18 protein-coding genes are annotated in these 22951 nt (G+C 59.3%); 8 read left to right on the forward strand and 10 right to left on the reverse strand.

Annotated features, from left to right (window positions below):
• Positions 1–138: 138 nt before the first annotated feature.
• Together Mhypo_RS08745 and Mhypo_RS08750 are read right to left on the reverse strand one after the other, a co-directional pair.
• Entirely contained in the window at positions 139–1140 is a 1002-nt protein-coding gene (locus Mhypo_RS08745; RefSeq protein ID WP_119340918.1) for a YpdA family putative bacillithiol disulfide reductase, read from the reverse strand.
• Between the two features lie 112 nt (positions 1141–1252).
• Complete coding sequence (locus tag Mhypo_RS08750; RefSeq protein ID WP_119340919.1) at positions 1253–2416, reverse strand: DUF5666 domain-containing protein; 1164 nt, start codon at positions 2414–2416, stop codon at positions 1253–1255.
• 169 nt (positions 2417–2585) lie between these two features.
• Between Mhypo_RS08750 and fumC the strand changes: the two genes are divergently transcribed.
• The gene (fumC, locus tag Mhypo_RS08755; protein WP_119340920.1) at positions 2586–3977 is read left to right on the forward strand and encodes a class II fumarate hydratase; all 1392 of its coding nucleotides are present in this window, start codon (positions 2586–2588) and stop codon (positions 3975–3977) included.
• Positions 3978–4124: 147 nt separating this feature from the next.
• A complete protein-coding gene (locus tag Mhypo_RS08760; RefSeq protein ID WP_119340921.1) occupies positions 4125–4730 on the forward strand; it encodes a superoxide dismutase in 606 nt (201 codons plus the stop codon).
• Positions 4731–4861: 131 nt separating this feature from the next.
• On the opposite strand, the gene Mhypo_RS08765 is transcribed toward Mhypo_RS08760, so the two are convergent.
• From Mhypo_RS08765 to trpC, 4 genes are all read right to left on the reverse strand, one after another.
• On the reverse strand, positions 4862–6373 hold the full coding sequence (locus tag Mhypo_RS08765; protein ID WP_119340922.1) for a serine-rich family protein: 1512 nt from the start codon (positions 6371–6373) through the stop codon (positions 4862–4864).
• A gap of 264 nt (positions 6374–6637) precedes the next feature.
• Positions 6638–7213, reverse strand: a complete 576-nt coding sequence (locus tag Mhypo_RS17910) for a hypothetical protein (RefSeq protein WP_147075408.1) — start codon at positions 7211–7213, stop codon at positions 6638–6640.
• 257 nt (positions 7214–7470) lie between these two features.
• Positions 7471–10743, reverse strand: coding sequence for an ATP-binding protein (locus tag Mhypo_RS08775; RefSeq protein WP_119340924.1), 3273 nt, complete (start codon positions 10741–10743; stop codon positions 7471–7473).
• Between the two features lie 142 nt (positions 10744–10885).
• Positions 10886–11668: an indole-3-glycerol phosphate synthase TrpC gene (trpC, locus tag Mhypo_RS08780; RefSeq protein ID WP_119340933.1), complete on the reverse strand. Its 783-nt coding sequence runs from the start codon at positions 11666–11668 to the stop codon at positions 10886–10888.
• Between the two features lie 346 nt (positions 11669–12014).
• On the opposite strand from trpC, the gene Mhypo_RS08785 reads away from it, so the two are divergent.
• The gene (locus tag Mhypo_RS08785) at positions 12015–12929 is read left to right on the forward strand and encodes a patatin-like phospholipase family protein (protein WP_119340925.1); all 915 of its coding nucleotides are present in this window, start codon (positions 12015–12017) and stop codon (positions 12927–12929) included.
• Here Mhypo_RS08785 and Mhypo_RS17915 read toward each other — a convergent pair.
• The 3 genes from Mhypo_RS17915 to Mhypo_RS08795 all read right to left on the reverse strand — a co-directional run bounded on the left by Mhypo_RS17915 (position 12843) and on the right by Mhypo_RS08795 (position 16647).
• Complete coding sequence (locus Mhypo_RS17915; RefSeq protein WP_147075410.1) at positions 12843–13265, reverse strand: hypothetical protein; 423 nt, start codon at positions 13263–13265, stop codon at positions 12843–12845. The two genes, Mhypo_RS08785 and Mhypo_RS17915, sit on opposite strands and share 87 nt — an antisense overlap.
• Before the next feature lie 204 nt (positions 13266–13469).
• Positions 13470–15515 (reverse strand): TRAP transporter permease, encoded by a 2046-nt coding sequence (locus Mhypo_RS08790; protein ID WP_119340926.1) that lies wholly within the window; start codon positions 15513–15515, stop codon positions 13470–13472.
• A 184-nt stretch (positions 15516–15699) separates the two neighbouring features.
• Positions 15700–16647, reverse strand: a complete 948-nt coding sequence (locus tag Mhypo_RS08795; protein WP_119340927.1) for a TAXI family TRAP transporter solute-binding subunit — start codon at positions 16645–16647, stop codon at positions 15700–15702.
• Positions 16648–16746: 99 nt separating this feature from the next.
• Here Mhypo_RS08795 and Mhypo_RS08800 point away from each other — a divergent pair, with 99 nt between their 5' ends.
• The 4 genes from Mhypo_RS08800 (at position 16747) to glpX (ending at position 20552) form a co-directional block, all read left to right on the forward strand.
• A complete protein-coding gene (locus Mhypo_RS08800) occupies positions 16747–17985 on the forward strand; it encodes a class I SAM-dependent RNA methyltransferase (RefSeq protein ID WP_119340928.1) in 1239 nt (412 codons plus the stop codon).
• A gap of 54 nt (positions 17986–18039) precedes the next feature.
• The gene (hisF, locus tag Mhypo_RS08805; RefSeq protein WP_119340929.1) at positions 18040–18816 is read left to right on the forward strand and encodes an imidazole glycerol phosphate synthase subunit HisF; all 777 of its coding nucleotides are present in this window, start codon (positions 18040–18042) and stop codon (positions 18814–18816) included.
• Between the two features lie 55 nt (positions 18817–18871).
• Positions 18872–19489, forward strand: coding sequence for a bifunctional phosphoribosyl-AMP cyclohydrolase/phosphoribosyl-ATP diphosphatase HisIE (gene hisIE, locus Mhypo_RS08810; RefSeq protein ID WP_119340930.1), 618 nt, complete (start codon positions 18872–18874; stop codon positions 19487–19489).
• 94 nt (positions 19490–19583) lie between these two features.
• The gene (gene glpX, locus Mhypo_RS08815) at positions 19584–20552 is read left to right on the forward strand and encodes a class II fructose-bisphosphatase (protein ID WP_119340934.1); all 969 of its coding nucleotides are present in this window, start codon (positions 19584–19586) and stop codon (positions 20550–20552) included.
• 39 nt (positions 20553–20591) lie between these two features.
• On the opposite strand, the gene Mhypo_RS08820 is transcribed toward glpX, so the two are convergent.
• Positions 20592–21803, reverse strand: coding sequence for an RNA-guided endonuclease InsQ/TnpB family protein (locus Mhypo_RS08820; protein ID WP_119340931.1), 1212 nt, complete (start codon positions 21801–21803; stop codon positions 20592–20594).
• A gap of 549 nt (positions 21804–22352) precedes the next feature.
• Here Mhypo_RS08820 and Mhypo_RS08825 point away from each other — a divergent pair.
• The coding region (locus Mhypo_RS08825) for an IS1634 family transposase (RefSeq protein ID WP_119340932.1) at positions 22353–22951 on the forward strand (599 nt) is incomplete at its 3' end.

Below are 22951 nucleotides of genomic sequence, written 5' to 3' on the forward strand. Positions count from 1 at the left end.
TCCGCGTAGCGGAGGGCGATACCGCCCCTTGGAAAGGGAGATGCTTGATTCGCCAACCGTTCGGGAGAGGGTGTGCTCCAGAATTCAAAAAGGCAACCTCTGGGGTTTTTGCTTTTGTAAACTTTTTTTAAACCGGTATCAAACCTGACTGGGAGCCATTCTGGGCATATTTAAGGCCTTGAGGCGATCGGCAATCTCCTGCACCGCTCTCTGGGCGTGTTCTCGACCGTTTTCGATAAACACCGTGCGGGTGTCGGAGCCAAAACCCGCACTGCCCGCTACAAAAAGCCCTCGGATACTGGTTTCATAAGTTTCGGATAGCACCGGCGCATCACCCCGGTAGGCCACCTGGGCCGCTCGCAGCAAATTATCCACAGCTTTGTAGCCGATATGAATTAGCACAAAATCGCTAGGTAGCCGGAGGGTAGACCCGGCCCCCTGCTCCACCACCACCTCGCGGGGGGTGATCTCCACAATCCTGGCCTGTAGCAGCAGTCTAATGGCCCCCTCCCGGACCCGGTTTTCAAAGTCGGGCTTGAGCCAGTACTTGACCCTGGGGCGAATTTCGGCCCCGTGGTGGACTACGCTCACCTGGGCACCGCCGCGGTAGAGCTCGAGGGCCGCCTCCACCGCGCTGTTGGAACCCCCTACCACCACCACTTGCTGGTTCCAGTAGGGTAAGGTTTCGTCCAGACCGTAGCGCACATGGGGCAACTCCTCCCCCGGTACGCCCAGTCGGTTGGGGTTGTCGTAGTAGCCCGTGGCCACCAGAACAAAGCGGCTCTTCAGTTGACCTTCGCCATTGCGGTCGCGGTAGCCAACCATGAAATGTTCTGACTGGGGTTGTATGCGGGTAACCTCGGTGTAGGTACGGATATCCAGCGCTTCGTTTTCGGCGACACGGCGGTAATACTGCAGGGCTTCGCGGCGGGTGGGCTTGGCCGAGAGCGAGGGGAAGGGGTGGCCCCCAATCTCAATATTTTTGGCTTCGCTGAAGAAAACCGTTTCTTTAGGCCAGCGGTACAGGGTGTGGACAATGGTTCCTTTTTCCAGCACCACCGCCTTCAGGCCCGCCCGCTTGGCCTCAATAGCCGCAGCGAGCCCCACCGGCCCTGCCCCGACAATGACAATATCCCACATGAGCTAGAGGATACCCATTTTTGCTCAGGAAGATTGTCACACTGCTCTGGATAGCAGTAACTGTGCTACGGGCGCACAACAAGATGCTGAGCGACCCTTTTGTGCTTGCTAACTATTTGATCTCGAGCTTGTCCGCTACCAACGTCCCGGCCTGGGTTTGTCCTTTGGCCTTTGCCCGGCTGCCGTTGCGGTCTGAGGCCCAGAACACGCTTGAGCTGACCTCATTGCTATTAATTTCGTATTTGGTGGTGGGCTTGGTGCTGATGGGCACACCGGCAATACGCAGTGTCTGGGCAGTGGCATTAAAGTCGCTGACGGTGCCCTCCACCTCGCCCTGACCAATCTTGTTCTCGTCCTCCACCTCCACTTTACGAGCCTCAATCTGACCCGATCCCGAGACGCTCCCTTCCACCTCGACTAGTACACCATTGGCCAGGGCTCCTTTCACTTCTGCCCGGCTATAGTTAATGCTAAAACCACCCAGGCTAAAGGTTTTACTGATAGTGTCGAGGTCCTCCACCAGGCCCTTAAGCTCAACTTCTTGACCGTTTGGCTTGTTGCCGTCCTCGGCCCGGGCGGTACGCACCCGGCTGGCGCTCAGGATATTGCCGCTCTTGGTGGCCCTGACCCGCACCCAGACCCCCTCGCTCAGGGTTCCTTCGACCTGGGCTCCGCTGTATTTCACGGTGTAGGTGCGCAGCCCGTAGGTGAAGGTTTTGGCGGTAGTATCGAGGTTGCGCTGCTTCAAGCGAAGCTCAACCCGGCCAGGGTTGTCTTCGGTCTTGCGCTCGAGGCGGGTGACCAGCACCGAGTCGTCGGCTTGTGGCACGCCGGCCATCTTGACATAATCACCGGGCTCTATTTGGCTCAGGGTAAGGGGGCTGCGGCTGCCATCGGGGTTAACCTGCACCAGGATGCTGCCGGGCCCGACCTTGCCGCGCAGGCCTACCACGTCTAGGGTGCTGTTGGTGACGTCTACCGCATCCACGGTTCCCCTGGCCCGCCAGCGCACATCCACCCGACGCATCCGAAGGCCCCCGTTGTCGTCGGAGCCCTCTCCGGCAATCTCCATGCCGGCGGCCACAGCCAGATTGGCCGTCTCGCCGTCTTCGGTCAGGCTGGCGTCCTGCAGGTTCAAGACCCGCCCATTCGCCGCCAGCGCATCCCCACTCTGGACAACCAACCCGCTCAGGTTGACGGCAGTGCCTGGCCCGGTAGAGCTACAGCCTGCAAGCACCAGCAAGGCCACGCCATAAAAGATGCTTTTGATATTCATGAGTTCTCCTTTCTACAGGGTAGCTACGCAAAAAGGCAAACTATTGGATTCAGATGATTTGCATAAGGGCAACCCACTAAATTTCCGTTTGGCAGGCAAATCTACCCAAAATACAGGGGTTAATCGTCCCTTTAGCTTGGCCGACAAAGCCCATTAGAATAGGAAAGCTATGGGCTACCGAATCGAAACCGACACCATGGGCCAGATGAAGGTTGAAGAGAGCCGCTACTGGGGCGCCCAGACCCAGCGCTCCATCCAAAACTTCCCCATCGGACAAGAGCGCTTCAAGATGCCCCGCTCCATCATTCGAGCGATGGGCATCCTGAAGAAGGGGGCCGCGCTGGCCAATGCCGACCTGGGCGAGCTACCCCGCGACAAAGCCGACCTGATTGTGCGGGCCGCCGACGAGGTGATCGCTGGTAAGCTGGACGACCACTTCCCGCTGGTGGTCTTCCAGACCGGCTCGGGCACCCAGACCAACATGAACGCCAACGAGGTTATCGCCAACCGCGCCATCGAGCTGGCCGGGGGCGTGCTGGGCTCCAAAAAACCCATCCACCCCAACGACGACGTCAACCGGGGCCAGTCCTCTAACGATACCTTCCCTACCGCCATGCACATTGCGGTGGTGGAGGAGCTCCACCGCCAGCTTTACCCCAACGTGCAAAAGCTGCGCGACACCCTGGCGGCCAAGGCCGAAGCTTACAAGGATGTGGTCAAGGTGGGACGCACCCACCTGCAAGACGCCACCCCCATCACCCTGGGGCAGGAAATTGGGAGCTGGGTTGCCCAAATTGACTACTGCCTGGCCGAAGTGCGCCACGCCGAACAGGGCCTGTACGAGCTGGCCATTGGCGGAACCGCCGTAGGCACCGGTCTCAACGCCCATCCCAGGTTTGGCGACCTGGCCGCCTCTTACTTTGCCAAAGAGACCGGCTTCCCCTTTGTTTCGGCCAAGAACAAGTTTGCCGCGCTGGCCGCGCACGACGCGCTGGTGACGACCAGTGCAGCGTTGCGCACCCTGGCGGGCGCTCTGATGAAGATGGCCAACGACGTGCGCTGGCTGGCCTCGGGCCCCCGCAACGGCATCGGAGAAATCCTCATTCCCGAAAACGAGCCGGGTAGCTCGATTATGCCCGGCAAGGTGAACCCCACCCAGTCCGAGGCCATGACGATGGTCGCCGTGCAGGTGTTCGGCAACGATGCAGCGGTGGCTTTTGCCGGTTCGCAGGGCAACTTTCAGCTCAACGTGTTCAAGCCGGTGATGGTCTACAACGTGCTGACCAGCATTCAATTGCTGGGCGATGCCTGCGCGGCCTTCAACGACAACTGCGCGGTGGGCCTCGAGCCCAACCTGCCCCGCATTAAGGAGAACCTCGAGAAGAACCTGATGCAAGTCACCGCACTCAACCGCCACATCGGCTACGACAAGGCCGCCGCCATTGCCAAAAAAGCCCACAAAGAAGGCACCAGCCTGAAGGAAGCCGCGCTGGCCCTGGGCTACCTGACCGAGGAAGAGTTCGATAAGTGGGTGGTGCCTTTAGAGATGACGCATAACTAGCGTGCAGGTCACAGGAAAAGAGCCATTTTGGTTTATCGGGCTTATCCCAGTCCCAGCGGCATGCGCCGGAGATTTGGCTCATTTTGAGTCCCTAGTCACAGCTTTACGTCACCATGCAGGCGTAGAGTACATCACGGAGGTTCAACTATGAGTTATCCGTTCAAGCTGCCCGACCTCGGTTATCCCAAGGATGCCCTCGAGCCCCACATTGATGCCCAAACCATGGACATTCACCACGGCAAGCACCATGCTGCCTATGTGAACAATCTGAACGCCGCCCTAGAAAAACATCCCGAGCTCCATAGCTGGAGCATCGAAGACCTGCTCGGCAAAATTGCCCAGGTGCCCGAGGACATCCGCACCGCCGTGCGCAACAACGGCGGCGGCCACCACAACCACACCCTGTTCTGGGACATCCTGACCCCCGGCGGTGCCAAAGAACCCACCGGCAAGCTAGCCGAGGCCATCAACGCCACCTTTGGCTCCTTCGAGGAGCTCAAAACCAAGATGACCCAGGCCGGCCTGACCCGCTTTGGCTCGGGCTGGAGCTGGCTGGTCAAGGACAAAGACGGCAAGCTACACGTCTACAGCACCGCCAACCAGGACTCGCCCCTGATGGAAGGCCACACCCCCCTCCTGGGCATTGACGTGTGGGAGCACGCCTACTACCTCAAATACCAGAACCGCCGCCCGGACTATCTGGCGGCAATCTGGAATGTAATCAACTGGGACAAGGTAGCCAGCCGGTTCTAACTGAACTTTTGGCAAAAAAGGCCGGGGACTACCCCGGCCTTGGCGTTGGAGGCTTTATCGCGTTTCCCACATTTACGCCACACGCCATAGCTTCCAAAGTATGCTGTGTGGGGCATTCGTGGGAGGCCGCTCTAGGGTGCGGTTGTAAAGGTGCGGTTTGTGGAGACCGTCCGACTACCTTCGGCAGTCCCCAGGTACACCGCCAGCCAGCCGCCAGGCCCTGCAGCGGCGTCTACACTCGCAAACGGTGCTGCCCCCAGGACATTCCAGGAATATACCGTAGATGATGGCAGTCCAAGCCCAACCGAACTGAGATTGGGAATGGTAGTGCTAGCCGCAGTAGTTACCACCACATAATCTGGGTTGGTACCTGGGCCATTGAATACCACTAAGTGTACCCCTCCCGAGAAGGGTGTATAGGAAAAGGTTGTGCTGTTATTTACGTTTGTGGCGCTATTGGGCGGCAAGCTGAGATCTGAACCCGCAGGCAGGGGAATCGAGACTCCGGTTGCATTGACCGCAAGACCCGGTTTGGTAGTAATCACACTGGTTCCGGCCGCGTTTCCAGCAGTAATTCGCATTTGTATGGTTGCCCCAGTGATGTTGGGGGTGGTGTAGGTGAAGTTGGTGCTTGCACCAGAATCAGCAAGTACTTCTATAAGCGACCTATCTGCAAAGCCAACTGACATGCGCTTGCTGGCAAGGTTATATCCGGCCGGAAGGGTGACCGAGCCCGAAATGGCAGCTTCGCTGACCCCGGACATGGTGACGTTCTGGCTGGCGAATGCGCCGCCATCGGACAAGGCTACGTTGAGCTTTTGCCCATATCCCTTATAGTCGGTGGGAAAGCCTGTTCCATCGAAGAGCCACTGGAGCGCATGAATATTTCCGGTGGTGGTAGTGGGGCCAAACCAGCTTACTGTACCCATGTTATAAGCACCCGTAGCAGTAGCGGCGGGTGCGTTGTCTACCGCCTCGGGTGATCCAAAAGCCGTTTTGGTCACGTGGTTTGCAGGCTCAGGGAAGCCTGCACCGCCCGAAACCGTCCCACTTAGCGATGCGGAGCGAGAAGCGCCTGGGGTAACGCCAATAAAGACCAGGGTCGGATCGGTACGCGTCAAACCCTTATATATGAGCGATTGGTTCCCACTCACCACGGTCGCGTCATAGGGAGGCGTTACCCCGGCAACGCTGAACGCACCACTTGCGTTGGTGGTGGTGCTTAGATTGGTACTGCCCGAGGTAATCACGACTGGCGCACTGGCAACAGGCTGAAGATTGAAACCGATTACGGTACCCGCCACCGTGATGGTCGCCGGTGCGGCAATGGTGAAGCTAGCACTGTCGCTGAGAGAGCCCGAGGTAGCCGTCAGGGTCACGTTGGCGGGAGTAGGTACACTGGCGGGCGCGGTGTAGGTGACCGAAGTACCGGTGGTCGCGGACAGTGACCCCGCGCCGGAAAGTGTCCAGTTTATGGTGCCTGTAGCGTTGGTGAGGGTGGCGTTGAAGGTGACAGTAGTGCCTGCCGTTACGGTGCTAGGCTTGGGCGAGATCACCAGGCTAGGAGTGCCGCCCCCGCCCCCTGGGCAGGCCGCTAGCAGAGGAAGCAGACTCATACTCAGTAGCCAGAAAAGACGTTTCATATCAACCTCCAAGCTCAACCGGTTGGTGGGTTTCGGGTTGTAGCCAGCCAGAGGCTAACAAGTCCAGCGTTATATTGCCGTTACAGAATCATGATTTTGAACGGCACTTTTTTCGCTCCAAGAATTCAGTAGTTTCTAGGGTCACTACAAGGTAAAAGGGCTAATGCAAAGTTAAAAGCTTGGTAGGCCCAAAACATTACTGCGTTGCGCAAATACCCCAAGCGCATACCACCAGGCAAGTACACACAACTGAGCCGGCGTCATTCACTGTGGCGGAACCGAGAAGCTAAACCGTCCATCGGTCTTGGTTCCGGCTGCGGTGGTGAGAACAACCTGGAGGCCACTTGGGCAAGAAAGGGTAAAACCAGCTTGACCGTTGTTGACCCTGGGAAACAAAACACCTGAGCTCACATCCCCCGCAAGGGTGACTTGTGCAGTCTCGAGCTGGCCCTGGGAGAGCGGAACTGTGAAGGTTATACAGTACTCGCCAGTACCTTTGGTCACCGCAGCAACATTCAGGGCTCCTCCACGGAGTGAACCATCCTCACGAACCTGACCAAAGGCACCAGGGTTCCCACAGACCACCGTACCATCCGCGTTGACCGAGCGAATATAGCGGCCTTCCGAACAGGTTCCGCTTATACGGTTTTGCTTGCCAGGGACAGCAGCCTCGAGCGCGTCTACTGCCGTTTTGAGCGCTGCGAAATTCGCGTTTAGTTTGGCTGCACTTAGCGCTTCACCGCTGGTAAAGGTGTTGGGAATTGTCACTGCCATTGCCCACAAACCTGTTGCTACTAGGGCCGCACCCAAAAAGAAGAACTTGAGATTATTTCCCTTCATGCAGCTCACTCCTAGGGGCCAAACTTAGTGTTGGGATCGTCAAACTTGCACTCGCTGTTATCAAAAACCGCAGGGTTGGGGCACGCAGCACTTCCTCCAGGGCTCCCACAGGAGGCCAGTAAGAGCAAACCGAGCACCAAAACCATTACCGTATACCTCACACCTACCCCCTTTACTGACTTGGCCCCAACTTGGTTATGGGCTAAGGTTTCGTGAAAATAGCAAGGTGAGCGTTATTTTGGCGTTATTTTTTGGTATCAAACCTCGGTGGTCTTGCTAAGGGCCCAGACCACATAGCGGTTGTTTAGGAGAAGCTGCGCAAGATGGGGCGGGAGCTGGTGGGCCAGGTCGCGCAGGAGTTGCTGGCTCTCGCGCAGGAGTTCACCACCCCGCTGGTTGCCCAAAGCCCGGGCCCGGATATAGAGCACCAGCGGCAGGTCGTAGATTCCCCGCGCCCAGTCGGCGCGCAGGGCGTAGGCTTCCTCCGAAAGTTGCTGGGCTTTTTTGCGGTTGTTGGCCCTCAGGTGCGCCAGGGCCAGGGCGGCCAGGGAGCGGGCCGTGTGACGGTACTCCTTGCGGTCTCGCCACAGCGTAACCGATTCGGCCAAGGTGTCCTGGCTATGCTTCAGATCGCCTAGCTCGAGCAGGGTAAAGCCCAGGTTGAACAAAGCATGCCCCAGCCGAGCCCGCTCGCCCATCTCGCGCAGGTCGCGCAGGGACGCCTCGAGCTCGCCTCTGGCTTCTTCCAGGCGGCCCGCCACCATCAGGGCGTTGCCGTAGTCGGAGCGCAGGAGGGCCAGGTCGCGCCAGGCCCCCACCTCGGCGGCCTCGACCATGGCCCGCTGGACAGTGGCCTCGAGTTCAGGTTTCAGACCCAGCACGGCTGCATTCAGCAGCAAGCCCTGCAGGGCGTCCCACACCGCCCACCAGTCGCCCCGTTCGCGGGCTTCCTGGTACAGGAGTTCGGCCACCTGCAGGCTGTCCGCGTAGTCCCCCTTGACCCAGTCCACCATGACTTTATCGGCCCGTAAGCGCCGGAGCAGCAGGTCGTCGCGCAGTTCGGCGGCCAACTTAAAAGCCTGGGCATAGGTCTGGCTGTGCTGCAACAGGTCGCCCAGCCGGAACCAGTAACCCGACAGGTTGCGCAAGGCCAGGGTTTCCATGGCCTGGTCGCCGATGTCATGAAAGGCCCGGATAGAGGCCAGCAGCGGCTCGAGCTGTACATCGGGGTCGCCCCCGCGGTACTCGAGCCAGGCCAGCTTAAAAAGGGCATGGCCCCGCTGCCAGGGGGTCTGGGCCAGGCGCAGGGCCTCCCGCGCCACCGGGATACCCTCAACCACCCGGCCCGAGGCCAGCGAAGCATCGGCGTCCAGCAAGAACAGACGAAAGCGCTCATGGTCGCCCAGGCTATCGGCCAGTCGGGCCATTTCCTGGCGCTCGGGAATCTGCGACTGACCCAGCCTGATTCGGGTTTCCGCCGCTTCAATCAGCATGCGAAAGCGCTCGTGGTCGGGTTCCGTGGAAGGGCACAGCACCTGGGCGCGTCGATAGTGTTCCAGGGCTTGCCGGGCCAGCGGCCCCCGGCGCAGGCTGCGCCCGGCCATCAGGTGGGCCACGTAGGCTTCGGCTCGCTGTCCGGCAGCCTCGAGGTGCGCCGCCAGTTGCGGTAGCGGGCCGGCCACCTCGCGTAGGGCATCGGCAATGCAGGCATGCAGCCAGCGACGGCGGGACTCGCTCATCTCGGCCAGCACAGTTTGCCGCACCAGCTCGTGCCGCAGGGTGTAGCCGCTGGGGTTGAGGCGCAAAAACCCGCTTTGGGTCAGGTTTTCCAGCTCGATGATAGGGGTTCCCAGGTGGCGCAACAGCCCCGCGGCCAGGTCGGGGGGCAGGGGGAAGTCGGCCAGTGCAATGGCCTGGAGGATGGGCAAGGCGTCCTCACCCAGGCGCTGGAGCCGCTCCAGCAGGGCCTCGCGTACACTGGGGGGCAGCGGCAGTTCGCGGTAGTCGGAGGTGAAGCTGTCGAAGGGGGTATGCCAGGCCCCGGCTTCGGCCCGCAAGAGCCCCTGGTCGAAGAGGTAGCGCAGAATCTCGAGGACATAGAACACATTGCCCTCGGTAGCCTGAAACAGGCGTTCTGCAAAACGCTCGCCCCCTTCGCGCTGGCCCGACATCCGGCGTAGCAACTGCACCAGTGCAGGCGGATCCATGGGCTTTAGCAAGCGTTGGAAGAGGCGGTTTTCTCGAGCAATTTCTTGCAAAATTTGGCGCGCCGGCTGGTTTTTTTGCAAGGCTTCGGGGCGAGCGGTGCCCAGCAGGAAAAAACCCAGGCTGCTGGAGCGGCGCACCAGGTAGGGCAAGAACTCCAGGCTGGCCCAGTCCAGCCAGTGCAGATCGTCCCACAGCACCACCCCGCCGGGGCGAACGATGGCCTGCAAGGCCCGGCACAGGGCTTCAAAGAACCGTGCTTTGTGCAGGTTGCTGGGCGGAAGGCCTAGTTCGGGCAACAGTTGGGCCAGTTCGTCACGCCAGGTGGGCTCGAGGTTGTCCAGCTTATGGGCTTCCAGGGCTTGCCGCAGGGCCTCCAGCAGACCACTAAAGCCAATGCCCTGCCCACTCTCACGCTGGCGGATGCGCAGGGTCTCGGAAGGGCCGGCCCCCACCTGGTGCTTGGCGTACTCCAGGGCCAGGCGGCTTTTGCCCACCCCGGATTCGGCCAGCAAAAGCAACAAGCCCCGCCCCCAGTGGGCCTCGAGCCAGGCCCAGTCCTCGCTGCGCCCGACCAGAGGGGGCTCGCTCAACAACTGGGCCACCCCCTGTTGCTGTACGGGCAAGGGTTGTCCTTCGCGCACCTGCACCCCCAAAGCCTGCGTTTGCAGGCTGGGCTCCAGACCCAGTTGATCCCGCAACAATATCCGGTACTGCTCGTATTGACGTAGCGCCGCGGAACGGTCGCCTAGTTGCAGGTACAGGCGCATGACCGCCTGTTGCTCGGTTTCCTGCAGGGGGTCTTCGGCGAGCAGTTTCTGGTAGACCTTGAGGGCCTCGGCAAACTGGCCTGCTGCTTCCTGGCTGCGCGCCAGCCCCAGCATGGCTTCCCGGTAGAGGCGCTCCCACCGCTCACGCTCGGGAATCAGCCAGTCCCAGTAGCCCTCCGAAGCTTTGGGGTCGAGGCCGGCTAGAAACCCTCCCCGCCACAGGGCCAGCGCCTCCGACCAGGCCCCCCGCGCCATCTGCGCCAGAAAAGCCTCGAGGTCGGTCTCCACCGGCCCCAACCCTATATGGTGTGGACTTTGTTCAAATACCCGTTCCCAGGCCGTATTTTTCAGGCGGAAAAGTTCCTGACGAAGATTCCGTCGTACAGCTTCTTCCTCTCCCTCCCACAACAGGTCGGCCAGTCGCCCGCGCTCAACCACGCCACCCACCACTGCCAGGTAGGCTGCCATCGCCACCGCTTTGCGGGGCAGGCTCGAGACGGGCTTACCCTCCTGCCAAAGCTGAGGTGGGCCGAGCAAGCTGAGATAGAGGGCCATCCATTCCTACCTTTATCTTGCTTTTGCTTCAAGCTCGAATCGCACGCAACCTCGATTTGTGGGCATTGCCCAGGCCAGGCCTTTGAAGGTTTGCTGGTAACGAGAACTCAGTGCTCAGCACCAGTCTAACCCCGTGAAGCACTTACTTTCGGGTTATCTGCGCTACAGCAGACCGCCAGTTGCCGCTGCGGGCCAGGCTGGTTCCGATGAGAACAGCATCGAACAGCCCCTCGAGTTCGGCCAGTTGCGCCGGCTCGCTGTAGCCCGACTCGGCGACCAGCAGGCCGGTAAAGCCAGCCCGTCGGGCCAAGTGGCCCAGGCGGGGCGCTGTCGAGCGGTCAATGCTCAGGTCAATCAGGTTGCGGTTGTTGACCCCGATTATCGAGGCTCCCGTCGCCAGCGCGAGCTCGAGCTCGGCCTCGTCGTGTACCTCGACCAGAGCATCGAGGCTGTGAGCATGGGCCAGCTCCAGATAGGCCTGAGTTAGGGGGCCCAGCACCGCCACAATAAGCAGCACTGCCGACGCACCGAGTGCTCGGGCCTGGGCAATCTGCACCGGGTGCACGGTAAAGTCCTTTCGCAAAATGGGCAGATCCACCGCCTGCCGCACCTCGAGCAAGTCCTGATCCGAACCAGCAAAATAGTGCGGTTCGGTGAGCACGCTAATGGCCCGGGCGCCGCCCGCAGCATACTCCCGGGCCACCTGGGCGGCCTCGAGCTGCACGGCGATTTCCCCCTGCGATGGACTTTTTCGCTTGACCTCGGCAATAAGCGATAAACCCGGCAATCGCAAAGCCTGTTGAAAGGAGGGTGGATTAGCGTTGGGCGGGGTCCAGCGGAGGCCTTCAAGCTTCAGCACTTCGCCATAACGTCGCCTGGATATCTCTCCCAAAACGCCGGGCACTTTAGATAGCTCTGGAACCATATCCAACATGCTACCCCTTTGCCATGTAGCCCGACATGACAGTTTTCTGATACCTCAGGCAGAATTCACGCCACTTTCTTGAGCGCTAGCCTTAAATTCGTTCAGGCATACCAAACCACCGTGGGTCTGCTTCCCCTAACCCACTCAGCAGGGGCAAATCAAGTTCAGCACAACGCATGGGCTTTTGACCCCTAGAATCCCGGCGAAGTTTCTGAATGTCCCCACTTGCATATCACCTGAACCAAGCGCTACACCTCGAACTTTTTTTATGCGATTAGAGTACCCCATAGCCGAACTTAATCAAAATCACTGCACTTGGTACAACTTTTTTGCTACCATACAAGCTATGGAAGGCATCGTGCTGGCGCTGGGAGGTGGAGGGGTGCGGGGCAGTGCACATACGGCTCTGCTGGAAGTACTCACTGAAGCCAAAATCCCCGTCGCCGGGCTGGCGGGCAGCTCAGCGGGCGCACTGGCCGCTGCATTGTATGCTTTTGGAATCACCGTTCATCACACCGAGCTGAGCGAATGGCTCAAAGACCCCGAACTCGAGCGCCTGCAAAAAACCGGCACCCTCCATCAGGTAACCCGCCTGGTAGATTTCGTGCGGCGGCCTTACCTGGCCGAGGGAAGCAAAATTCGCCAGGGCTACCGGGCCCTGTTTGGCGATCGGCGCATCGAGGATAGCCCCATCCCGCTGGTCATCCAGGCCTGCGATTTCAACAGCGGCGAGCTGGTTATGTTGCGGGCCGGGCCCGTAGCTGAGGCGCTGGCGGCTAGCAGCGCCGTACCCAGCATTTTTCCCCCTGTTCAGTGGCACGGGCGCTTGTTGGTAGATGGCGATGTGGCCGAAAAGGTGCCGGTCACCGCAGCCAAAGCCTTGCAGGCGGGGCCCATCGTAGCCGTGGACGTTTCCAATCGGGTCATGCCCACTGAGCCAAAAAGCGCTCTGGAAGCAGCTTTGCAAGCAGGTGAGGCCTCACGCCGTCGCCTCCTGAGCATGGCACTGGCCCAGGCCGATTTAGCAATCACGCTGGCTGCCGATCCTCCCATCGAGACCTTCGACTATACCAAGGCCGAACTTGCCTACGAACTTGGGCGCAAACGGGCTGAGGAAGCCCTGCCCCGCATTCGGCAGTTGCTGGAAAAACCCACCCTTAGCAAACCCTGGTGGTCACGCTTTGCTCAGACCAAACCACAAGCGTCCAAAGGCAATCCCGTAGCCCACCAGCCCAAGCCCCAAAAACAACACCACCCCTAACTCAAATCCCATCCGCATCGCAAAAATTGCGGCCAGGCAGGCCGCCCCCAGCCAGAGCGCATCCAAAAAAACCTGCCGGGCCGGTTCAAGATGCGTTTGCTTGCTTACTGGACGGGATTTCAGCACCACCACAATCAGCAGTAAGAGGGCAAAAAAACCACTCACAGACCAGGTTACCCACTGGGGTAGCCCCATCAGGGTAGGTACAGCCAGCCAGGCCAGGGCCAGGTGGGTCATTTGTAACGCCAGCGCCAGCCCGCTGAGCTGTACCAGGCCCCGCCGTCGCAAGGCCGGGGGTGACCTTGAATCCATGAATTCCGCCCAGTAAAGCTTCATGCCTTGCGCTCTTGCTGCCGTTTTAGCAGATCGCTGATTCGCCTCAGCGTTTAGAGACGAAGGGTTGTATTGGGGCGGTTTGCGGTTTGACTCGAGGTATACGGAGATTGCAAGCCCAGCTTAGCCGCCCAACGGCCACCCCCTCGCCTCCCAGATGATGTTAGCGTTCACCACAAACCCCAAGGTTATTTCCTAAAAACCACCCTAGGCAGCAGCTCGACGCACGAACCACTGCCAAAGGAAGGTCACACCCAAAATAGCAAGCCCGATGATTTCGCTGTTGGGGTTGTTGGGCATCAGCATGAACGCGGCGACCAGATATAGCAGCCGCTGCAACCAGTTGGCGTTCCCCATCAAATATCCTAGCGTCGCTGCCGAAAAAGCCGTAAGCCCCAGGAGCGCCGTTATGATGATACGACCGCCCTCGAGCACGCTCTCCACCCCAATCATCAATAAGCCAGGGTTGAAGAAGACCATGTAGGCCAGCAAAGCCGTTCGCAACTCGTAAATAAAGCCCTGTACACCTGTTTTGAAGGGGTCGCCCTTGGCAATGGCCGAGGCTGCGTAGGCCGCCAGCGCCACCGGCGGGGTAGAGTCGGCCATGATGCCAAAGTAGAAGGCGAACATGTGGGCCACAATTTTCAGGATGGGCACCTCGATACCCGAGAAGGTCAGAGAGCCATAATCTATGCCGCTCTGCTCAGCAATTTTAGTAATCACCGGTACTACCAGGCTGGCCATCACCACATAGTTGGCAGTGGTGGGCAGGCCCATGCCCAGCACCAGGCTGATGAGCTGGGCCAGGAATAGGGCCGCCAGCAGATTCCCTCCCGAGATGGTCTGCAACAGGTCGGTGAGGCCGAACCCGATGTTGGTGATGAGCACCACCGCAATAATGATGCCGGCCAGACCGGTGGCAATGGCAATGCCCACCATGTTGCGCGCCCCGTTGGCAAAGCCCTCAATTACAATTTGCGCAAAGGAGCGCAAACCACTGCCAAACCCACGCCCTTCTCGCCAGGACCGGTAGAGCTCCTGTGCGAGCGCAACGCCAATCATCAGGAAAATGGTGTTCAAGGCAGCGCGCTCTGGCGATAGCTCGATTACCAGCAAGGCATAGAGCAAATAGCCCAGGGGAAACGCATAGTGCAAGCCGGCCCGCAGCGTGGGCCAGAACCTGGGCAGCTCGGCCTTGGGCAAGCCCTTCAGACCCAGCTTGACCGCTTCCAGATCCACCAATATAAACAGCGTGGTATAAGCCAGCAGGGCGGGCACAATGGCCATCAAAACCAGCGCCGAGTAAGGCACGCCCAAAAAGTCCGCCATGATAAAAGCCGCCGCCCCCATCACCGGGGGCATGAGCTGCCCGTTGGAACTGGCCGCTACCTCGACCGCTCCGGCTTTCTCGGCAGAATAACCGGCCCGTCGCATGGCCGGGATGGTGAAAGTACCGCTGGTCACCACATTAGAAATCGAGGAACCCGAGACCACCCCGGTCAGCGCTGAGGAAACAATCGAGGCTTTGGCTGGCCCCCCACGCACCCCTCCCAGCACGCTAAAAGCCAGGTCGGTAAACCACTTCCCGGCCCCGGCCCGCTCGAGGATGGCCCCAAACAACACGAACACAAACACCGTACGCGCCGCTACCCCGATGGGCGTACCCCAGATGCTATCCGAAGCGTTCATGAAGAGCTGGCTCACCAGCGAGCGCCACTGCACCCCCGCGTGCAACTGGCCCAATGCGCCCGGTAATTGGCCCTGAAACAAACCCTGCGGCCCAATCAAGGCAAACAGCATGAACACAATGGAAATAATCGGCATGGCCGGCCCCAGCGAGCGCCATCCGGCCAGCAGCAACATCAGGATGGTTACGCTTCCCACCACCAGGTCGGCTTGATTGGCCAGGCCCCCCCGGACTTCAATCATGTCTTTGTACTGCCACATTACATACGCTGCCGAGAGGGTCGCGGTGATACCTAGAATCCAGTCAAAAAGGGGGATTCGGTCGCGGCGACTACGTTGATTAAAGGGATACACCAAAAAAACCAGGGCAAAAGCAAAGGCCAGGTGGGTAGCCCGAAAAAATAGAGCATCCAGTGAACCCACCCAGGTAGCCCAGACCTGGAACACACTCCATCCCACCGCCAAGCCGAGAATCAACCAGCGTGACCAGTCGGTGGGTTTTCGCCCTCCCAATTCGGTCTCTTCTACCAATAGCTGGGCTTCGGCTTCTGGACTCTCCTTACTCATCCACAACCTCCTGCACAAAAACGCTTAGGAATTGCGCGATATCAAACGATCCGGCTTGCATAGTTTTACACCCAAACTGGCTGGGCGTCTATTTTTGTTTGGCTCAGCAGGTTATGTTGTCAAGGGTGATGCTGCAAAATAAACCGGGGCCGACCCATCGAGTCGGCCCCAGCGCTTGCTGGCCTTAACGGATGATCCGCTTCTCCCGGTAGAAACGCTCGGCGCCCGGATGCAGGGGGATGGGGAGGTTACGGGCGGCGCTGTTAACGTTGAAGAAGCGCTGCAGGTTGGGGTGAATGCCCTTAAATTCGGGGTTGTCGAAGGTGGCCTTGAGCATGTTGTAGACCACATCGGCGCTGACGCTATCGGCTGCCAGCCACATCGAGAGCACCGCCACCGAAGGGGTGGTCACATCCACGCCACGGTAAATGCCGCCGTCGATGTTAAAGGCGCGGTAGAAGGGATACTTTTTGGCCAGTTCCTGCACCTTGCGGTACTCCACCTCCACCAGCTGTACCCGGATGGTCTGGGCAGCCTGGCTAATTACCGAAGCCCCCAGGCCGCCGGTGAAGAAGAAGGCATCGGCGCGGCCGTCTTGCAGTAGGGCCAGGGCGTTGTTGGGGTTGACCCGAATGGCTTCGCGCAGGTCATTCAGCCCCAGGCCGTAGGCCTCGAGCACCTGACGGGCGTTTTGTTCGGTACCCGAACCCACATCACCGATGACCACCCGCTTACCTTTCAGATCGGCAATGGTGTTAATACCGGCTCCGGCGCGGGCTACCACGTGCACCACTTCGGGGTACAGAATGCCCACCGCCCGGATGTTCTTGACCGGCTTGCCATCGAACGCGGCAATGCCCGTACCGTTGTAAGCATAAAAAGCAATGTCGTTTTGGGCTAGGCCCATCTGAAGCTCACCCGAGGCAATGGCGTTGATGTTGAAGACCGAGCCCCCGGTCGAGCGGGCGTTGGCCCGCACGCCGATATTGGCGTCGTTGACCAGCTTGGCAATACCGGTCGCAACCGGGAAGTACACGCCAGTTGTACCCCCGGAACCAATGGTGATGAAGGTTTGTGCAAAGGCAGAGCTTGCCAGTGCAAGTGAGACCAATAGCAACAGCGTCTTTTTCATTTGATTCTCCTCCTTGGTAACCGGAAAGATTATTCCCTAGTGTCAGAGCGGCGTCAACCTCTGAGGCCAACATTTGCATGGTATAGGGTAAGTTGAGTTGTGGCGAGATTACACATCGAGAAGCTGGTCGCCGGGGGGCTGGGTCTGGCCCGGACACCTTCAGGAACGGCCCTGGTGCGCGGGGGACTGCCCGGAGAAGTGGTTGAGGCGGAGCTGCGGGAACGCAAAAACCACCTCGAGGGCCATGTTCGCAAGATTCTGGAGCCCCATCCTGCGCGTTACCTTAAGCCGTTACCCCCCTCGGCAGACCTGCCCCTGGAATACCCGGCTCAGCTGCCCATCAAGCAGGGGTTTGTGCAAGAGTCACTGGAGCGGATTGCCAAACTGAGCTTTACGGTCTCCCCCATCCAGCCCTCCCCCACCTATGGGGCCGAGGCGGGTTTGTATTACCGCACGGCAGCGCAGTATGCCCTGCACCCCCTGGGCGGCCTGGCCTACCGCCTGCCCCAGACGAGCAACCTGGTGCGGATTCCCCACGACCCGCTGATTGCCGAGCCCCTACAACCCGCCTTTGCACTGTTGTCCGGCTGGCCGCTGTCCAGCCTCGAGGAAGTCGTGCTGCGCGGCTCCATCTACGAGGGCAAAGTCCTGGTCGGCTTCATTGGAGGACAGGCCCGGTTTTTCAAGAAAACTGCCCAGGCGCTCCTGCAAGAAGGCATCGCCGGGGTGGTCTGGGGTGAGCCGAGCCCCAGGGGTCGTTTCCGAGGGCGTATTCAGCACCTGGGGGGCGCAACCGGTCTTTTAGAAGATTTTGGCGGCGTCCTGTCTACGGTGAATGTGCAAAGCTTTGCCCAGGTCAACCCCAGGGCGGCGGGGCTATTGTTGCGCGAAGCCTCGCGAATTGTGGCTGCTGGCCGCAAGGCTGTGGAGCTCTATGCGGGAAGTGGGGTGCTGAGCCTGCACCTAGCACCCCTTTTTGAAGAAATTGTGGCCATCGAAATCAACCGTAGCGCAGTGGCGCGCGGCGAAGCCGACCGGGATCGATTGGGTGTACAAAACCTGGTTTTCAAGCAAGACGACGCCAGGGTACTCACAAAGCATCTGCCTGCCGATTTGGTCATGGTAGACCCGCCCAGGGCCGGCCTCTCACCCGAAGTCCTGAAGAGTTTGGTAGAGGGTCAACCGGCACAGATTCTCTACATCGCCTGCGACCCCGCCACCTGGGCCCGCGACGTGGGCAGGCTCGGGCAGGCAGGCTACCAGTTGCGATTTGTTCGGCCCTACGACTTTTACCCCTTGACCCACCACGTGGAGGTCTTGAGCTTGTTATCGCGCTAAAACTAAAGCACTACACCCTTGCACTTTGCCCCCTAATCTTCGACAATCGTCTTCGTGTTGGCCAAACGCATTATCCCTTGCCTCGATGTCCACGCCGGGCGGGTGGTCAAGGGCATCAACTTTGTGAATCTGCGCGACGCGGGCGACCCGGTAGAAGCAGCTAAAACCTACAACCTGGCCGGCGCCGACGAGCTGGTTTTCCTGGACATTACTGCTACGCATGAGGGCCGGAGTACTCTGCTCGAGATGGCCACCCAGGTAGCCGAGCAGGTCTTCATTCCCTTCACGGTGGGCGGGGGTATTCGGAGCCTCGAGGACGCCCGGGCTTTGCTTTTGGCCGGGGCCGACAAGGTCTCGGTCAATTCAGCTGCCGTCAGGCGACCGGAGCTAATCCAGGAGCTTTCCGACCATTTCGGCAACCAGGCGGTGGTGCTGGCTATAGACGCACGGCGGAAAGGGAACGCCTGGGAGGTGTATGTGGCCGGCGGGCGCACCCCAACGGGCCTGGATGCGCTTAGGTGGGCCGAGCAAGGAGCCGCCCTGGGGGCTGGAGAAATTTTGCTAACCAGCATGGACGCCGACGGCACCAAAGCCGGTTTCGACATCGCTTTGTGCCGGGCGGTTTCGCAGGTGGTGGGCATTCCCGTCATTGCCTCGGGAGGGGCGGGCCGTAAAGAGCACTTTGCCGAGGTTTTGCAGGAAGGGGTAGCCGATGCGGCCCTGGCGGCCAGCGTTTTCCATTTTGGCGAGATTCCCATCCCAAAGCTCAAAAGCTACCTGGCCGAGCAGGGCATTCCCGTACGGATTGAATCACCCCTACCGGCCAGTTGAGGGGTATTGGCAATCCACTCCCCACCCCCCGAAAATGAGTTCTGATGGTGCGCCTATGAATCTTGATGATGTGCAATTCGACGCCAGCGGCCTGATTCCGGTGGTGGTGCAAGACGCTCGCACCGGCCAGGTGCTCACCCTAGCTTATGCCAACCGCGAGGCCCTGGAGCAAACCCTCAAAACCCGGCAAAGTACCTTTTGGAGCCGTAGCCGGGGCGAGTTGTGGGTTAAGGGTCTTACCTCCGGGCATACCCAAGAAGTTGTTGAAGTGGTTCTCGACTGCGACCAGGACGCAGTTCTATACAAAGTTATACCGCACGGCCCGGCCTGCCACACCGGGGCCGAGAGTTGCTTCCATTACCCCCTGACCCCATCGGGCGACCCGTCGCTGGGCGAAGCGCTGGAGAAGGTGTACCGAACCATCAAAGAGCGGATGGCCACCCTCCCCGAGGGTTCCTATGTGGCCAAAATGCACCAGGCCGGCCTCGATCGTATGCTCAAGAAAATTGGCGAGGAAGCCGGCGAGGTGATAATCGCAGCCAAAAACCAAGACCCTGAAGAGCTTAAGTGGGAGGCTACAGACCTGCTGTTTCACTTGCTGTTGGCGCTGGCCGAGCAAGGGGTTACGCCCACCGACCTTGCCCGTACTTTGTGGGGTCGGCATAAGTCATAACCGGCTTTATCCTTAGCCTGTGTTCTGGAAGTGCTACCAAAGCCAGCGCTCGAGCAAAGCTTGGTAAGCTTTGGGTATGCAACTGGAAACTGAAATGGACATCGAGCGTCTGCTGGTGCTCGAAATCGCTCGCGTTACCGAGCAGGCTGCCCTGGCAGCCAGCCGACTGGCGGGAATGGGCAAAAAAGACGAGGTCGACGGTGTTGGAACCGAGGCCATGCGGGAGGTGCTTTCGGAGCTGCCCATTCAGGGGCGGGTGGTCATTGGCGAAGGTGAGATGGACGAGGCCCCCATGCTCTACATCGGCGAAATTCTGGGCCGGGGTGGCCCCGAAGTGGACATCGCCGTAGATCCGGTGGAGGGTACCACCATCACTGCTAAAGGGCTTCCCAACGCCATTACGGTGATTGCCATCAGCGAAAAAGGCGGGCTGGTAGGAGCACCCGACATGTACATGCAGAAGCTGGTAGTAGGGCCCCCGGCAGCGGGCAAGGTGAGCCTGGACTTTCCTGTGGAGGCCAACCTGAGGATTATTGCCGATGCCCTCCAACGTAAAGTGGAAGACCTGGTGGTAGTCATCCTGGATCGGCCCAGGCACGAAAAGCTGATCCGAGAGGTACGTGAAGCCGGAGCCAGGGTCAAGCTCATCACCGATGGCGACGTAGTGGCGGCTGTATCGGTGGCCATTCGCGGTACGGGTGTTCACGTCATGATGGGCAGCGGTGGCGCGCCGGAAGGAGTGCTGGCAGCAGCCGCGCTCAAGTGCATGGGCGGCGAGATCCAAGGGCGTTTCTTGCCCAGCAGCGAGGCTGAACTCGAGCGCCTACGGTCGATGGGGGTCGACGAAAAGAGAATTTACCGCACCAACGACCTGGCCCCCGGAAAGCAGATCGTCTTTTCCGCTACCGGCATCACCCATGGGGAGTTGCTCGAGGGGGTGCGCTACTTTGGCGGTGGGGCCCGCACGCACTCCATCGTGATGGGCTACCAGACCAAGGTAGTGCGCTTTATTGACTCGATTCACCTGTTCGAAAGCGGCGCGCGGGTCAACATACGGGTATGATTCCAGATTCGATTGATTCATTTCTTGACACTCCCACGGCTAAAGCACATGGGATTCTTGGTTCGTCGTCTCCTGCCCGCTGAGCGCAGGTCCTATGGAAACTCTCCAAGCGTTGGGTTCGGCTGTGCCCCAGCCTACCGTTTGCAGTCCTCGTTGCAGGATGTTGATGGCGGCGTTATGATCGCGGCTCATCTCCCGCCCGGAGGCGGTGAGGTGTACCCTGTCAGCAAGGGTTTTGCGGGTCAGGATGCTTCCCGATTCGTGGTCTATCTGGGTGGTGTTCTTGGGGTCAACCGCAATGACCACATTCCCAAAAACCTTGCCGTAGTATTCGAGCCGCTGTCGAAAGATTCTCCACCCGGCGTCATAGATGCTTTTGGCCAGCTTCCTGTTTCTGACCATGTTCTTGACGCTCAAGTCCTCAAAGGCTATCAGGTCGTTGGACCTGACTACGCACCTTGCCAGCTTTATGGCATGGTCTCTACGTTGCCTTTGGGTTTTGAGGTAAACCCTGGCCAGTCGTTCCTTTGCTTTAAGGTAGTTGTGGCTTTGTTTTTGTCCCCTTTTGTGCCTCCTTGACACTATTTTTTGCGCTCGCTTCAAACGCTTTTCAGCTTTGCGATAGAAGCGAGGGTTGGGTTCGATGTTGCCGTTGGAGTCGGTATAGAGGCGGGTGAGGCCCACATCAAGACCGATGGCAGTCCCGCTGGGTTCTACAGCTATTCGGCGGTTTACCCTCAGACAAAACTGGGCATAGTAGCCATCGGCTCGTTTGAGGATGCGTACCCGTTTGATGTGGTCGGTGTTATAGCCCTGCAAAGCCTTGTAGCCCTTGAGCTTAAGGGTTCCTATGCCCAGCCCATCGCTCAGGGTCAAACGGTTGTAGGCGTCATCGAGCTTCCAACCTGCCTGTTTGTACTCGATAGAGCGGTTATCCTTTTGGAACCTGGGGTAGCCAATGGGCTTCAGACCTTTCTTGCTCCGCTCGTAGAACCGCGCTATGGCGCTCCAGGCTCGTTCCGCTGCGGCTTGTCGGGCCTGGCTGCCCAGCTTGGCGACAAAAGGGTACTGGGCGGCAAGCGCTGCGCACAGCTTGTTCAGGTCATGCTTACCCACTTTTTTACCCGCCTTGCCCTCGTCCATCCAGTATCGCAGGGCCTTGTTCCTGACGAACTGGCCGACCCGAATGCCCTCGTCTATGGCCCGAAACTGCGTCTCTGAACCGTAGAGTTTGCATTCGATGACGAGCATAACAGCAGTATGCCACAAAGCTTATGCTTAAGTATGCAGCATAAGGAGGTTGCTATAGCAAACCAACCGCCCACCAGCGAAGACACGAATGCGTCCGAGCCCGGACGCATGTCTTCGGGTCGCTGTTTTATGGCGCAAAACCGGGGTCGCGTGGGGTTTTCTACATCCCACCCCTAAAGGCGGTGGGTTTTGAAAACCCCCACACCCCCTTTCTATAAAGGTAACGAATCGACCTGGCCAAAGTTATCCGCGTAACGGAGGGCAATACCGCCCCTTAGAAAGGGTGACGCTTGTTTCACCGACCGACAAGGAGGGATGTGCTCCGGGATTCTAAACAACAACCCATGGAGTTTTTCGCTTAAAATAGTGTTTTTTCATACCGGATTCAAAAAGACAGTTTACAAAACCAAAAAAACTAGAGGCTGTCTTTTTGAATCCTAGAGCACTCCCTTTGGTCGGGTTAGTTCGTCACCCTTTGGTGACGAACTAACCGAATCTGGTATCAAACCCACATTCCGCACCCCTCTACCCTGACTTTAGGATTTTGGGATGGAAACCGACGCTGATCTTCAGGTCTACGACCTGGCCCACCTGGGTCTGGTGGCTGGAATCATGGATCGGATGAAGCTGGTGGAGACGGTGGATCATCAGGTAGGGCCACGCCCCAACGAGAAGGTCTCCACTGGCGTGGCCCTGAAGGCGGCGGTGCTGAATGCCCTGGGCTTCGTCACCTCCCCCCTCTACCTGTTCAGCCACTTTTTCCAAGGAAAACCCACCGAACTTCTTTTAGGACCGGGAGTCACCCCCGAGTTCCTCAACGACGACCGCATGGGTCGGATGCTGGACGACCTCTTCGAGGCCGGGGTCACGGAGGTCTTCCTGGGGATTGCCCAGGCGGCCCGAAAGGCCTTCCCCTTTCCCGTGCGGGCTTTGCACGTGGACTCCACCAGCTTCCACGTCCACGGGGTGTACGGGAGCGAGGAAGAAGGCCAGGTGACCGATGCGGGGGATGAAGCCCTGGCCATCCGCCTCACCCACGGCTATTCCCGCGATCACCGCCCTGACCTCAAGCAGTGGGTGATGAACCTGGTCTGCGCCGACAGCGGAGGCATACCGCTTTTGTACGCACCTGGGGATGGCAACCAGTC

The sequence above is a fragment of the Meiothermus hypogaeus genome, assembly GCF_003574035.1.
GTDB lineage: Bacteria > Deinococcota > Deinococci > Deinococcales > Thermaceae > Meiothermus > Meiothermus hypogaeus.

Bases quoted from the DNA above. Each gene is read 5' to 3' on its own strand.
- glpX (WP_119340934.1), top strand. From the start codon at position 19,584: ATGGACATCGAGCGTCTGCTGGTGCTCGAAATCGCTCGCGTTACCGAG.
- Mhypo_RS08765 (WP_119340922.1), bottom strand. From the start codon at position 6,373: ATGAAACGTCTTTTCTGGCTACTGAGTATGAGTCTGCTTCCTCTGCTA.
- Mhypo_RS08790 (WP_119340926.1), bottom strand. From the start codon at position 15,515: ATGAGTAAGGAGAGTCCAGAAGCCGAAGCCCAGCTATTGGTAGAAGAG.
- trpC (WP_119340933.1), bottom strand. From the start codon at position 11,668: ATGGTTCCAGAGCTATCTAAAGTGCCCGGCGTTTTGGGAGAGATATCC.
- Mhypo_RS08750 (WP_119340919.1), bottom strand. From the start codon at position 2,416: ATGAATATCAAAAGCATCTTTTATGGCGTGGCCTTGCTGGTGCTTGCA.
- Mhypo_RS17910 (WP_147075408.1), bottom strand. From the start codon at position 7,213: ATGAAGGGAAATAATCTCAAGTTCTTCTTTTTGGGTGCGGCCCTAGTA.
- Mhypo_RS08760 (WP_119340921.1), top strand. From the start codon at position 4,125: ATGAGTTATCCGTTCAAGCTGCCCGACCTCGGTTATCCCAAGGATGCC.
- Mhypo_RS08820 (WP_119340931.1), bottom strand. From the start codon at position 21,803: ATGCTCGTCATCGAATGCAAACTCTACGGTTCAGAGACGCAGTTTCGG.
- Mhypo_RS08785 (WP_119340925.1), top strand. From the start codon at position 12,015: ATGGAAGGCATCGTGCTGGCGCTGGGAGGTGGAGGGGTGCGGGGCAGT.
- Mhypo_RS08795 (WP_119340927.1), bottom strand. From the start codon at position 16,647: ATGAAAAAGACGCTGTTGCTATTGGTCTCACTTGCACTGGCAAGCTCT.
- hisIE (WP_119340930.1), top strand. From the start codon at position 18,872: ATGAATCTTGATGATGTGCAATTCGACGCCAGCGGCCTGATTCCGGTG.
- fumC (WP_119340920.1), top strand. From the start codon at position 2,586: ATGGGCTACCGAATCGAAACCGACACCATGGGCCAGATGAAGGTTGAA.
- Mhypo_RS17915 (WP_147075410.1), bottom strand. From the start codon at position 13,265: ATGAAGCTTTACTGGGCGGAATTCATGGATTCAAGGTCACCCCCGGCC.
- Mhypo_RS08775 (WP_119340924.1), bottom strand. From the start codon at position 10,743: ATGGCCCTCTATCTCAGCTTGCTCGGCCCACCTCAGCTTTGGCAGGAG.
- Mhypo_RS08745 (WP_119340918.1), bottom strand. From the start codon at position 1,140: ATGTGGGATATTGTCATTGTCGGGGCAGGGCCGGTGGGGCTCGCTGCG.